The 12,156-nt window shown below is 71.9% G+C and carries 13 protein-coding genes; 9 read left to right on the top strand and 4 right to left on the bottom strand.

Annotated elements, in window-relative coordinates:
- Positions 1 to 27 precede the first annotated feature (27 nt).
- Positions 28 to 261, bottom strand: a complete 234-nt coding sequence (locus ACGFH9_RS25815) for a hypothetical protein (protein ID WP_393224095.1) — start codon at positions 259 to 261, stop codon at positions 28 to 30.
- A 287-nt stretch (positions 262 to 548) separates the two neighbouring features.
- Entirely contained in the window at positions 549 to 1,652 is a 1,104-nt protein-coding gene (locus ACGFH9_RS25810; protein WP_393223977.1) for a 3-deoxy-7-phosphoheptulonate synthase, read from the bottom strand.
- A 273-nt stretch (positions 1,653 to 1,925) separates the two neighbouring features.
- Here ACGFH9_RS25810 and ACGFH9_RS25805 point away from each other — a divergent pair, with 273 nt between their 5' ends.
- Positions 1,926 to 2,144, top strand: coding sequence for a hypothetical protein (locus tag ACGFH9_RS25805; protein WP_393223974.1), 219 nt, complete (start codon positions 1,926 to 1,928; stop codon positions 2,142 to 2,144).
- Here ACGFH9_RS25805 and ACGFH9_RS25800 read toward each other — a convergent pair.
- Complete coding sequence (locus ACGFH9_RS25800; RefSeq protein WP_393223971.1) at positions 2,111 to 2,869, bottom strand: phosphodiesterase; 759 nt, start codon at positions 2,867 to 2,869, stop codon at positions 2,111 to 2,113. The genes ACGFH9_RS25805 and ACGFH9_RS25800 overlap by 34 nt on opposite strands.
- A 106-nt stretch (positions 2,870 to 2,975) precedes the next feature.
- Here ACGFH9_RS25800 and ACGFH9_RS25795 point away from each other — a divergent pair, with 106 nt between their 5' ends.
- From ACGFH9_RS25795 to ACGFH9_RS25780, 4 genes are all read left to right on the top strand, one after another.
- The gene (locus ACGFH9_RS25795; protein ID WP_393223968.1) at positions 2,976 to 4,268 is read left to right on the top strand and encodes a M16 family metallopeptidase; all 1,293 of its coding nucleotides are present in this window, start codon (positions 2,976 to 2,978) and stop codon (positions 4,266 to 4,268) included.
- Positions 4,265 to 5,602 carry a M16 family metallopeptidase gene (locus ACGFH9_RS25790; protein ID WP_393223965.1) on the top strand — a complete coding sequence of 446 codons (1,338 nt, stop codon included), beginning with the start codon at positions 4,265 to 4,267 and terminating at the stop codon, positions 5,600 to 5,602. Before ACGFH9_RS25795 ends, ACGFH9_RS25790 begins: the two co-directional genes overlap by 4 nt.
- 247 nt (positions 5,603 to 5,849) lie before the next feature.
- Positions 5,850 to 6,875 carry an aspartate-semialdehyde dehydrogenase gene (locus ACGFH9_RS25785; RefSeq protein ID WP_355241788.1) on the top strand — a complete coding sequence of 342 codons (1,026 nt, stop codon included), beginning with the start codon at positions 5,850 to 5,852 and terminating at the stop codon, positions 6,873 to 6,875.
- A 136-nt stretch (positions 6,876 to 7,011) separates the two neighbouring features.
- The gene (locus ACGFH9_RS25780; RefSeq protein ID WP_393223961.1) at positions 7,012 to 7,452 is read left to right on the top strand and encodes a PPOX class F420-dependent oxidoreductase; all 441 of its coding nucleotides are present in this window, start codon (positions 7,012 to 7,014) and stop codon (positions 7,450 to 7,452) included.
- Between the two features lie 46 nt (positions 7,453 to 7,498).
- Here the strand turns inward: ACGFH9_RS25780 and ACGFH9_RS25775 are convergent, their stop codons facing one another.
- Complete coding sequence (locus ACGFH9_RS25775) at positions 7,499 to 8,080, bottom strand: nucleotidyltransferase family protein (RefSeq protein WP_393223958.1); 582 nt, start codon at positions 8,078 to 8,080, stop codon at positions 7,499 to 7,501.
- Positions 8,081 to 8,225: 145 nt separating this feature from the next.
- Here ACGFH9_RS25775 and ACGFH9_RS25770 point away from each other — a divergent pair, with 145 nt between their 5' ends.
- From ACGFH9_RS25770 to ACGFH9_RS25755, 4 genes are all read left to right on the top strand, one after another.
- Positions 8,226 to 8,642, top strand: a complete 417-nt coding sequence (locus ACGFH9_RS25770) for a CBS domain-containing protein (RefSeq protein ID WP_355241780.1) — start codon at positions 8,226 to 8,228, stop codon at positions 8,640 to 8,642.
- Between the two features lie 229 nt (positions 8,643 to 8,871).
- Positions 8,872 to 9,243, top strand: coding sequence for an SCP2 sterol-binding domain-containing protein (locus tag ACGFH9_RS25765; RefSeq protein WP_393223955.1), 372 nt, complete (start codon positions 8,872 to 8,874; stop codon positions 9,241 to 9,243).
- On the top strand, positions 9,243 to 11,303 hold the full coding sequence (locus ACGFH9_RS25760) for a glycogen debranching N-terminal domain-containing protein (RefSeq protein WP_393223952.1): 2,061 nt from the start codon (positions 9,243 to 9,245) through the stop codon (positions 11,301 to 11,303). Before ACGFH9_RS25765 ends, ACGFH9_RS25760 begins: the two co-directional genes overlap by 1 nt.
- 92 nt (positions 11,304 to 11,395) lie before the next feature.
- Positions 11,396 to 12,148, top strand: a complete 753-nt coding sequence (locus ACGFH9_RS25755) for a lysophospholipid acyltransferase family protein (RefSeq protein WP_393223949.1) — start codon at positions 11,396 to 11,398, stop codon at positions 12,146 to 12,148.
- Positions 12,149 to 12,156 lie beyond the last annotated feature (8 nt).

The raw sequence follows: 12,156 nt of genomic DNA, 5'->3' as shown, positions 1-12,156 counted from the left end.
CGGGCTCGATGACTGCGCTCGTACCGCTCAGCCGACGTTGCCGCCCAGCAGGTCGCTGGCCTCGTCGACCGCGTACTCGCCCTCGGGCAGCGCGTCGATGCGCGCGAGCAGGTCCGGCGGGAGTTCGGCGGCGACGGCACGGCGATAGATCTCGCCCTGGGTGATGCGCTCCTGGCCCCGGTAGAGGTCGTCGAGCAGGTCGTCGAGGTCGCGGGTGTCCGGCTCGTCGGCCACGGATGCGTCGTCGGTCACGCTGATCAGCTACCCGGGCCGGAATCGGTCAAACGTCACGCCCGTCGCCCGGCAGGCACGCCGGCCGCAAGCCGATGACCTGGGGGAGTACAGACAGCGCCGCCCCCGGCCTCGTGAGCCGGGGGCGGCGCTGGTGTCGGTGTGTAGGTCGCCTCTCGGCGAGTGGCGCGACGCGGCTCCAGCCGAACGGTATTCCGCGAGGGCTATTTAGGTGAGGCCCGGGGACACTGAGCACACCGACACCTCAGTAAACCAGGCCCCACCCGTTCGTGTTCCGTGCACCGCAGTGCCGACCGTCACATTCCCGCGGCGGGGGCGGGCAGGGCGGCCCGGCGGGCGCGGACGGCGGCGGCCAGCCCGTCGAGCACCTCGGCGGTGTCGTCCCAGCCGAGGCAGGCGTCCGTCACCGAACGGCCGTACACCAGCTCGCGGGTGGGATCGAGGTCCTGCCGGCCGGGCAGGAGGAACGACTCCAGCATCACACCGGTGATCCCGCGCTGGCCGGCGGCCAGTTGGGCGGCCACGTCGGCGGCGACCAGTGGCTGGTTGCGGTGGTCCTTGCCGCTGTTGGCGTGGCTGGCGTCGATCACCAGACGCTCGGGCAGCCCGGCAGCCCGGAGCAGGTCGAGCGCACCGGCCACCGACTCGGCGTCGTAGTTGGGCCGACCGCCACCGCCCCGCAGCACCAGGTGACCGTCGGTGTTGCCCCGCGTGTGCATGATCGCCGGGGTACCCGAGAAGTCGATGCCCGGGAAGACGTGCGGCACTCCGGCGGCCCGGATCGCGTCCACGGCCGTGCCGATGCTGCCGTCGGGGCGGTTCTTCATGCCGATCGGCATGGACAGGCCGGAGGCGAGCTGCCGGTGCACCTGGCTCTCCACGGTGCGGGCGCCGATCGCGCCCCAGCCGACCGTGTCGGCGATGTACTGCGGGGTGATCGGGTCGAGGAACTCGCAGCCCACCGGCAGGCCGAGGCGCAGGACGTCGAGCAGCAGCGCCCGGGCCCGGCGCAGACCGGTGTTGACGTCGCCGCTGCCGTCCAGCCCGGGGTCGTTGATCAGGCCCTTCCAGCCGACCGTCGAACGGGGCTTCTCGAAGTAGACCCGCATGACGATGAGCAGGTCGTCGGCGAGCCGGTCGGCGGCGGCGCGCAGGCGCTCGGCGTACTCCAGCGCGGCGGCCGGGTCGTGCACCGAGCACGGGCCGACCACCACCAGCAGGCGGTCGTCCTCGCGGTCGAGAACACGGCTCACCGCACGGCGGTGCTCTAGCACGGCCGCGGCGAGCGGAGCTTGAAGGGGCAACTCGTGGTGCAGCAGGGCGGGTGTGGTCAGCGGCACGACACGGTCGATCCGCTGGTCGCTGACCCGATCGGTCTCCGGGGTCGTCACGGTGGGCATCCTTTCGCCGACCGTGCCCGGGGCCGGTGCCCGGGACGAGCCGGCTGCTCGTACGCAGAGGGGCGGGAACGACAGCTCCTGCCCGGCCGGCTCGGTCCTTGGTGACGTCAGATCATGGTGAAGTCACCGGCGTGCGAGCCGGCTGCCTAAACCATCGATACGTCCTCATCACCGGGCCAGCGTACCCGACCGGGCGGACGTCGCCGGCCCCTCGTCCCAAGATGCGGGGGAAACGTCGCGTGCCGAGTGCGGGCCCGGGGTAACAGGGGTGCCATGACTGACGAGCAGAGCGATCAGGAGCGGGCGGAGTCCCGCGCGCACCACCTCCTCCCCGAAGAGGTGGCGGCAGGCAGCGACGATCCGCAGGCGCAGGCGGAGGCCATCCTCGCCGAGTCGGACCTCCGCCAGGCGGACCAGAACGCGGCCCCGGACACGGTGCTGGAACGGCGGACCTCCGATCAGACCGTGGTCGCGGTCGAACCGCCGGACTGAACCGTCGCACCACGGGCCCGGCGTGATCCCCGGTAGGTCTGCTCACGCAGCCAGGTGAGAGGGCCTGCCGCCCGCAGCCCGGCCGGCAGGTTGCGCACGGGGTCGAACGCGAGCGCGGCGTCCTGACGGGCGTCGAGCGGGACGCCGATGCCGACCTGGCCGACCGGCCGCCACAGCCCGACGGCGGACGCGACCGCGAGCACCAGGCGCGGCGCGTCCGTCCGGGCCGCGGCCGTGACGGCGGCCAGGGTGCGGCCGAGGTCGACCGACTCCGGGTCGGCCAACGCGGCCAACCAGAGTCGGCGTCGGTCCGTGCGATAACCCATGATCGTGCTGTACGTCCCGGAGAAGCCGCGGCGGGGCAGGGGCAGATTCCGCAGCACCGGAGGCGCCCCGCTGGAGCTGACCAGCAGGTCGAACGGATGCCCCGCCTCAGAGTGCACGCGCAGCGCCAGGCCCAGCACGTCCGGCCACCCGCCCGGTGTGGGCGTCCCACGGGACAGGCGGACCGTGCCCGCGTACACACCGGGGTTGTCCAGGAGGTCGACCCCGACGGGCGGTCCGGGCGTACCCCAGATCGTCACGTGCGCGGCGAACGACGCGCCCGCCGGATGCAGCAACCGGCCGCGGCGCAGGCGGCCGAGGGCGGCGCTCGCGCGTTCGACGGCGCGGGCCGCCGGTCCGGCGGCGTGACGGGCGGACTCCTCGCGGGTCGGTCGGGTCATACCCCCTGCGGTACCCCGAGCGGCCGACTCGATGCCGCCGCGCGGGTCGGCTCGCCGACCTACCGCACGTCACCTTTCCGCCCCCGAGATCGGATAGCGTCGTGCCATGCCCGACAGTGGTTACCCCTGGCCCATCGAGACGTCCCGACTGGACAACGGCCTGCGTGTGGTGGTGAGCGAGGATCGCACCGCGCCCGCGGTGGCCGTCAACCTTTGGTACGACGTCGGATCCCGGCACGAGCCGGCCGGGCAGACCGGCTTCGCCCACCTCTTCGAGCACCTCATGTTCGAGGGCTCGGTGAACGTGGCGAAGACCGAGCACATCAAGCTCATCCAGGGCTCCGGCGGATCGCTCAACGCCACCACCAACCCGGACCGGACGAACTACTTCGAGACGGTCCCGGCCGAGCACCTGGAGATGGCGCTCTGGCTGGAGGCCGACCGGATGGGTGGGCTGGTCCCGGCGCTCACCCAGGAGACGCTGGACAACCAGCGCGAGGTGGTCAAGAACGAGCGCCGGCAGCGCTACGAGAACGTCCCGTACGGGGACGCGTGGCTGCGGTTGCTGCCGCTGCTCTACCCGCCCGGCCACCCGTACCACCACTCGACGATCGGCTCGATGGCCGACCTGAACGCCGCCGATCTCGCCACCTTCCAGGCGTTCCACGAGATGTACTACGCGCCGAACAACGCGGTGCTCACCGTCGTCGGCGACGCCCCGGCCGCCGAGGTGTTCGCGCTGGCCGAGAAGTACTTCGGGGCGCTGCCCGCCCGCGACGACATCCCGGCCGCGCCGGACGGTCGCAGCGTCCCGGCGACCGGGCAGCCCGCCGTGGAGACGGTGACCGCCGACGTGCCGGCGCCGCGCGTCTACATCGCCCATCGGGGTCACCCGTTCGGCAGCCCCGGCCACGACGTGCTCACCGTGCTGGCGACCGTGCTCGGCAGCGGCCGTGGCAGTCGGCTCTACCAGCGGCTCGCCGACGGCGAGCGGATCGCCCAACCCGACCTGGTCGGCGCGTACGGGGTGGACCTCGCGCACGCCCCGGCGCCACTGATCGCCACCGCCACCGCCCGCCCCGGCGTGAGCGCCGAGCGACTGGTCGACGGGCTCGCCGAGGTCGTCGACGAACTGGCCACCGTGCCGGTCACCGCCGCCGAACTGGACCGGGCCAAGGCGCTGCTCAGCACCGCCTGGTGGCGGCAGATGTCGACGGTGGACGGCCGCGCGGACACGCTCGGGCGGTACGCCACCCAGTTCGGTGACCCGGCCCGGGCCGCCGACCGGCTGCCCGCCTGGCTCGCGGTGACCGCCGAGCAGATCGCCGAGACGGCCGCCGAGGTGCTCGGTGCCGCAGACCGGGTGACCCTGACCTACCTGCCCGAGGAGACCGCATGACGCTGATCACCGACCGTCCCGGCCCGGGTGCCGCTCGCCCGTACCGGTTCCCACCGGTGGTCCGCCGCGCGGTAGCCGGTGGCCAGGTGGTCGCGGCACACCTGCCCGGGCAGAACCTCGCCGTCGCGCTGCTGCTCCTCGACGCCGGCGCCGGCCGCGAGCTGACCGGCAAGGAGGGGTTGGGTGGCGTCCTCGCCAAGGCCCTCGAGGAGGGCACCGCCCAGCGGGACGGCACGGCGTACGCGCTGGCCATCGAGGCGCTGGGCACCGAGCTGGTGACCGGGCTGGACTGGGACTCGTTCCAGGTCAGCGTCCAGGTTCCGGTCGACCGGCTGACCGCTGCCGTGGAACTGCTCGCCGAGGCCGTCCGGACGCCCCGCCTCGACCCTGCCGACGTGCGGCGGGTCCGCGACGACGAGGCGAACGCGCTGCGCATGGACTGGGCCAATCCCGGTCCGCGCGCCGACGCCGCGCTGCGCGCCGACCTGTTCGGCGCCGACACCCGCTGGGGACGACCGATGTACGGCGACCCGGACTCGGTAGCCGCCCTGGACACCGAGGACATCACGGTCTTCCACTCCGAGTGGTTCCTGCGGCCGGGCACCCTCGTCGTCGCCGGTGACCTCGACCGGATCGACCTGGACGCGCTGGCCCGAGCGGCGTTCGCCGGCACCGGAGGCGGCCCGGCCGAGCAGAGCGGCCCGATCGAGGTGCCGCTGCACGCCGGCAGGCGGATCATCCTGGTGGACCGGCCGGGCTCGGTGCAGTCCACGCTGCGGCTGGGTCACCCGTCGCCGCACCGGGCGCATCCCGACCACGTACCGATGAGCCTCGCCGGCACGGTCCTCGGCGGGGCGTTCACGTCCCGGCTCAACCACCTGATCCGCGAGGTGCGCGGCTACACGTACGGCATCCGGGGCGAGTTCGCCTCGTCCCGCCGGTTCGGCCGGTTCGCGGTCAGCTCCGGCGTGCAGACAGCGGTCACCACGCCGGCCCTGGTCGAGGCGGTGGGCGAGATCGCCCGTACGCAGGCCGAGGGCGTGACCGAGGACGAGCTGGCCGTGGCCCGTTCCTGGCGGGCCGGGCAGCTCTCGGTCGAGTTGCAGAGCCCCCGGGCGATCGCGTCCGCCCTGACCACGCTCGTGGTGCACGACCTGCCGGACGACTACCACGCCCGGCTGCGTGAGGAACTGCTCAACGCCGACGTGGACCAGGTCTCCGCCGCGGCGGCCGCGCACCTGCACGCGGACGCGCTGACCCTGGTCATCGAAGGCGACGCAGCGGTCATCCGCGAAGACCTGGAGTCCGCAACCCTAGGAAACATGCTCCCCTAACCCCCCCCGCCCCCCTCCCCCCGCCCCCGCCCCCCTCCCCCCTGCCCCCCTGCCCCCGTTGATCATGAAGTTGTTGCCACGACACGCCGTACCAGGTGACAACAACTTCATGATCAACGCGGGAGGGGCGCGGGAGGGGCGCGGGAGGGGGGCCGGGAGGGGGAGGGGGTGGGGTGGGGTGTGAGGTGGGACCCGGGGGGTGGGAAAGGGTTCCCGGTTGTGGGGGTGGGGTGGGTAGCCTCCGGGCATGAGGATCGGCATTGTGGGAGCCACCGGCCAGGTCGGTGGCGTGATGCGGCAGGTGCTGGCGGAGCGGGAGTTCCCGGCGGAGCAGGTGCGGTTGTTCGCCTCGGCGCGGTCCGCCGGGCGTACGCTGCCGTGGCGCGACGAGGAGGTCACCGTCGAGGACGCCGCGACGGCGGACTACTCCGGGTTGGACATCGTGCTCTTCTCGGCCGGTAAGGGCACCGCCAAGGAGTTGGCTCCCCAGGTCGCCGAGGCCGGCGCCGTGGTGATCGACAACTCGTCGGCGTTCCGGATGGACCCGCTGGTGCCGCTGGTAGTGGCCGAGGTCAACCCGCACGCCGCCGCCGACCGCCCGAAGGGCATCATCGCCAACCCCAACTGCACCACGATGGCCGCGATGCCGGTGCTGCGCCCACTGCACGCCGAGGCGGGTCTGATCGGGCTGGTCGTCTCGACGTACCAGGCCGTATCCGGCGCCGGGCTGGCCGGCGTCGCCGAGCTGGACGAGCAGGTCCGCAAGGTCGCCGAGCATGCCGCCGGGCTCGCCTTCGACGGGTCGGCCGTGGAGTTCCCCGCGCCGCGCTCGTTCGCCGAGCCGATCGCCTTCAACGTGCTGCCGCTGGCCGGCTCGATCGTCGACGACGGTTCGTTCGAGACCGACGAGGAGCAGAAGCTCCGCAACGAGAGCCGCAAGATCCTGGAAATTCCCGACCTGAAGGTCTCCGGCACCTGCGTCCGCGTACCGGTCTTCACCGGCCACTCGCTGCAGATCAACGCCCGGTTCGCGCGCCCGCTCACCCCGCAGCGGGCCCACGAACTGCTCGCCGACGCACCCGGGGTCGCGCTGACCCCCGTGCCGACGCCGTTGCAGGCCGCCGGGCAGGACCCGACCTACGTGGGTCGCATCCGCGCCGACGAGACCGTCGAGTACGGCCTGGCCCTGTTCTGCTCCAACGACAACCTCCGCAAGGGCGCGGCGCTCAACGCCGTACAGCTCGCCGAGTTGGTCGCCGCCGAGCGACGCTGACCGTCACCGTCGAACTGCGGGCCCCGACCGTTCACGGTGGGGGCCCGCAGCCCATGACGGGACCGACAGGTCGGAAGCAGGAGCGCTCGGCTCGTGTTTGGATGGACGGAGCCGTCCCCGCCACCTGGAGGAAGCCGTGCCGGAAGACACCAACCAGCAGGCGTTGACCGACCTGATCGGCGGTCGTTCGATGGGTGTGCTGGCCACCATCAAGCGGGACGGACGACCGCAGATGTCCACTGTGGTCTATTCGTTCGACAGTGCCGCCGGCCTGATCCGGGTGTCCGTCACCGACGGCCGGGCCAAGACCGCCAACCTGCGACGGGACCCGCGGGCCAGCTTCCACGTCGCCAGCGAGGACGGTTGGGCGTACGCGGTGGTGGAGGGGCGTGCCGAGCTGACCCCTCCGGCGGCCGACGTGGACGACGCCACGGTCGAGGAGTTGGTGGGGCTCTACCGGTCGTTGCGCGGCGAGCACCCGGACTGGGCCGAATACCGCAGTGCCATGGTCGCCGAGCGGCGGCTGGTGCTGCGCCTGCGCGTGGAGCGGATCTACGGGATACCGCCCCGCGGCTGACGGCCCGGTGGAACATCGAGCGCCCCCGGGCATGGCGGCCGCCGGGTCAGCCCGGCTCGATCACCGTCACCCGAGGCCAACGCTGCGCGGGCCGGTGGCGGGCCAGCCGCTGTCGGGACAGCGCGACGTCCACCCGGGCCGGGTTGTGCCGCCACACCCCGCCCAGCAGGTCCGAGAGGCCGTGCGGGGCGCAGATTTCCAGCTCACCGGTGGCCGGTAGGCGTACGGCCACCGCAGTGGCGTACTCCGGCCAGGTGGCCACCGCCTCGGCGACGCTGCGGTACGGGGCGATCGGCTCTCCGCCGAACTTCGAGGCGTACCAGGTGTGTACCGCCGCCTGGTTGCGCGCCTGCCAGGGCGCTTCCGGCCAGGCGGCGGCCAGTCGGGCGGTGGCCCGCTGGTCGTCGTCGCGGGACAGCCTCGCCGGGTCGAAGAAGACCACGTCGACGTCGTGGACGGTCGTCGGGTCGAATCCGTCGCCGTAACGCTCGCCCCAGACCAGGTCGCGCAGGGCGCCCGCGCCGATCCAGGCGTCCGGCAGACCGGAGTCCCGGGCCACGGTCAACGCCCGCGTCAACCAGGCGTTGCCGCCGATCAGGTCCCGCAGCTCACGCTCGCCAGTCAGCACTCGTCGACGCTAGCGGGTGTGATCCAGGTGTGTCCGGTCACCCGTCGCTCGCGTTCGGCAGCGACCGCAGCCATCCCGACCGATGGCGTTACCCCCTGCGGGGCGGCGGGTAGACGAGCCGTGCCGACACCGAGAGGGGAGCACCATGACAACGGTCGGAGAGTTCATGACGACCCGGTTGGTGACGATGGACGGCAACGACACGCTGATCGCCGCCGCGCAGGAGATGCGCGACAGCGCCATTGGCGACGTGGTGGTGACCGATGGCGACAGTGTCGTCGGTATCGTCACGGACCGGGACATCACGGTCCGGGGTGTCGCGGAGAACATGGACCCGGGCTCGACCCGGCTGAGCGAGATCACCAGCCGCGATGTGATCACCGTGAGCCAGTACGACGACGCGGTGTCCGCCGCGGACCTGATGCGTACCTACGCCGTACGCCGACTGCCGGTGGTCGACGAGGGCCGCCTGATCGGCCTGGTGTCGATGGGTGATCTCGCGGTCGAGCGGGAGCCGCAGTCGGTGCTGGCCGACATCAGCGCCGACGACCCGAACAACTGACCGAAGAGCGCCGGAGCGCCGGTCCTCCCATCCCGGGAGGACCGGCGCTCCCACACCCACCCCACCCTCTTGATCACCGGGGCGGAGCGGGGGCGGAGCGGGGTGGGTCACCCTTTTTGGGCGAGGTTGGGTTTGTGGGGTGCGGGGACCCGTGCGGGGACGTGCGGGGCTGGCCGCGAGGGCGGCGGGTGGGATTCCGGGACCTGGCCGACTGGGAGGAGTGGACCCGATGGTGGACGCGACCACGAGGTTCTTCGAGGACCTGGACCGGCGGGGGTACGAACCTCTGCTGGCGAAGACCGCCGGGACACTGCGGATCGACCTGCACGAGGGGGCGCAGACCCGGCACTGGCTGCTGAAGATCGACCACGGGCGGCTCGACGTGAGTCAGGAGGACCGGGAGGCCGACACGGTGATCGGCGCCAGCCCGGTGCTGTTCGACGAGATCGCGTCCGGTCGTGAGCACGGCCTGGCCGCCCTGCTGCGCGGGGACATGACGGTGTCGGGGGACGCCCGGTTGGTCGTACAGGTGGAGCGGATCTTTCCCGGGTCGCCGGACGCCCGTGGGCCGCGTCGCCGCTTCGCGGGGGAGATGCGCTGATGGGCCAGAGCAACACGATCCGGATCCTGGACGGCAACACGTTCGTCGTCTGCCAGGACACCGGCGACATCGAGGCGACGCCGAGCGAGCCGACCGGGCTCTTCTCCATCGACACCCGGTTCCTGTCCACATGGGTGCTGAGCGTGAACGGAGAACGCCTCAACTCGCTCTCGTACGACGACCTGCAGTACTTCGAGTCACGGTTTTTCCTGGTGCCGGGGATGGCCACGCACTACGTGGACGCGAAGTTGTCGATCATCCGTGAGCGTGCGGTCGGCGGCAGCTTCCGGGAGGAACTCACCATCCTCAACCACGACGAGAATGCGGTCGACCTGGAAGTACGGATGGACGCGGCGTCCGACTTCGCCGATCTGTTCCAGGTCAAGGACGAGATCCTGAACAAGAAGGGCGAGATCTACACCGAGGTCGAGGCCGACAAGCTGCGCCTGGGCTATCGCCGGGGCAACTTCCGGCGCGAGACGGAGATCTCCTCGTCGGTGTCGGCCCGCTACGACAACCGGGGTTTCGCGTACACCGTGCACCTGGAGCCGAACGAGCAGTGGCAGGCGACGATCCACGTGGAGACGCGCGCGGTCGGGCCCGGGGACCGGGACCTGCGGATGGGGCTGCGGGTGCACGGCGTCGAGCGGCTGGCCCTGCAACACGACCTGGAACGGTGGATCGCCGACGCCCCGAAGGTCAACAGTGAGCACGGTCGGGTCGCCAGCACGTACCGGCGCAGTCTGATCGACCTGGCGGCGCTGCGTTTCTCGCCGCTGTCGCTCGGTGGCGCGACGCTGCCCGCCGCCGGCCTGCCCTGGTTCATGACCATGTTCGGCCGGGACAGCATCCTCACCTGCCTACAGACGCTGCCGTTCACGCCGCAGCTGTCGAAGACGACGCTGCGCATCCTCGCGTCCCTACAGGGCAGTCGGTTCGACGACTTCCGGGACGAGGACCCGGGGCGGATCCTGCACGAGATGCGCTACGGCGAGACCGCCGCCTTCGAGGAACAACCGCACTCGCCGTACTACGGATCGGTGGACGCCACCCCACTGTTCGTGGTGCTGCTCGACGAGTACGAGCGGTGGAGCGGGGACGTCGCGCTGGTCAAGGAGCTGGAACAGGAGTGCCGGGCCGCGCTCAAGTGGATCGACAGCTACGCCGACCTGGTCGGCACCGGCTACATCTGGTACGAGCGCCGCAACACCGAGACCGGCCTGGAGAACCAGTGCTGGAAGGACTCCTGGGACTCGATCTCGTACTCCGACGGGACCCTGCCGCCGTTCCCGCGCGCGACCTGCGAGGTGCAGGGGTACGCGTACGACGCGAAGGTCCGCGCGGCGCGGATGGCCCGCAGGTTCTGGAACGACCCGGAGCTCGCCGACCAGTTGGAGCGGGAGGCGGCGGAACTGAAGGAGCGGTTCAACCGGGACTGGTGGGTGGACGACGGCGAGTACTACGCGCTGGCCCTGGATCCGGACGGCCGCCAGTGCGACATCCTCAGCTCGAACATCGGCCACCTGTTGTGGAGCGGCATCGTCGATCCCGAGCGGGCCGAGAAGCTGGCGGCGCACCTGGTCGGGCCGCGCCTGTTCTCCGGTTGGGGGGTGCGGACCCTCGCCGAGGGGGAGACACGCTACAACCCGATCGGCTACCACAACGGCACGATCTGGCCGTTCGACAACTCCTTCATCGCGTGGGGGCTGCGTCGCTACGGCTTCGCCGAGGAGGCCGCCACCATCGCCAACGGCATCCTGGACGCGGCCACCTACTTCGACGGGCGGCTGCCGGAGGCGTTCGGCGGCTACCCCCGGGAGCTGACGAAGTTCCCGGTGGAGTACCCGACGGCGTGCAGCCCGCAGGCCTGGTCGACAGGTACGCCGCTGCTGTTGTTGCGCACGATGCTCGGCCTCGAACCGCACGACGGGCACCTGGCGGTCGAGCCGCGTCTGCCGGTCGGGATGGGCCGCATCGAGGTCCTGGACATCCCGGGCCGGTGGGGGCGGGTGGACGCGTTCGCCCGCGGCCGGCTCGATCTGCACAGCCTCGCCGACTGAGCTTGGAACGACACCCGGCGGCACCGCACACGCCGCGTCGCCGCCGGGTCGGCACCCAGGCGATCTCCAGCCGGGCAGGGTAGATTCTGCGGATGCCGGAGCTCGTGTACCCGCCCGTTATCGCCGCTGCCAAGACGCTGTTCCGGGTCCTCGACCTGAAGATCACCATCGAGGGCGCCCACCACGTACCCCGCACCGGCGGCGCGGTGTTGGCCAGTAACCACGTCAGTTACCTCGACTTCGTCTTCGCGGGGTTGGGTGCGAACGCCTCGGGCCGACTGGTGCGGTTCATGGCCAAGCAGTCGGTCTTCGCGCACCGGGTCTCCGGCCCGCTGATGCGCGGCATGCGCCACATCCCGGTGGACCGGCAGGCCGGCGCGGCGTCGTTCCGGTCGGCCGTCGACGCGCTCAAGCGCGGCGAGGTGGTGGGCGTCTTCCCGGAGGCCACGATCAGCCGGTCGTTCACGGTCAAGGAGCTCAAGAGCGGCACCGTGCGGATGGCGCGTTCGGCGAAGGTGCCGGTGCTGCCGGTCGCGCTGTGGGGCACCCAGCGACTCTGGACGAAGGGCCGTCCCCGTACCCTCACCCGGCGTCACACGCCGATCACGATCCTCATCGGCGAGCCGATCCTGCCGGCTGACTTCCCGGACCCGAACGTGCTGGCCGCCGAGTTGACCACCCGGCTGAGCGCGCTCGTCGAGCGGGTCCAGCGCGAGTATCCGGACGCGCCGACCGGCCCGGAGGACACCTGGTGGCTGCCGGCCCACCTCGGCGGGAGCGCACCGACACCGGAGGAGGCCGCCGTGTTGGACGCCGCCGGTGAGGAACGCGCGCCCAGCGTCTGAGGCACCCG

This window comes from Micromonospora sp. NPDC049102 (assembly GCF_043197485.1).
Lineage (GTDB): Bacteria > Actinomycetota > Actinomycetes > Mycobacteriales > Micromonosporaceae > Micromonospora.
Note: the sequence above shows the minus strand (reverse complement) of the source record. Positions and strands in the feature narration are given on the sequence as shown.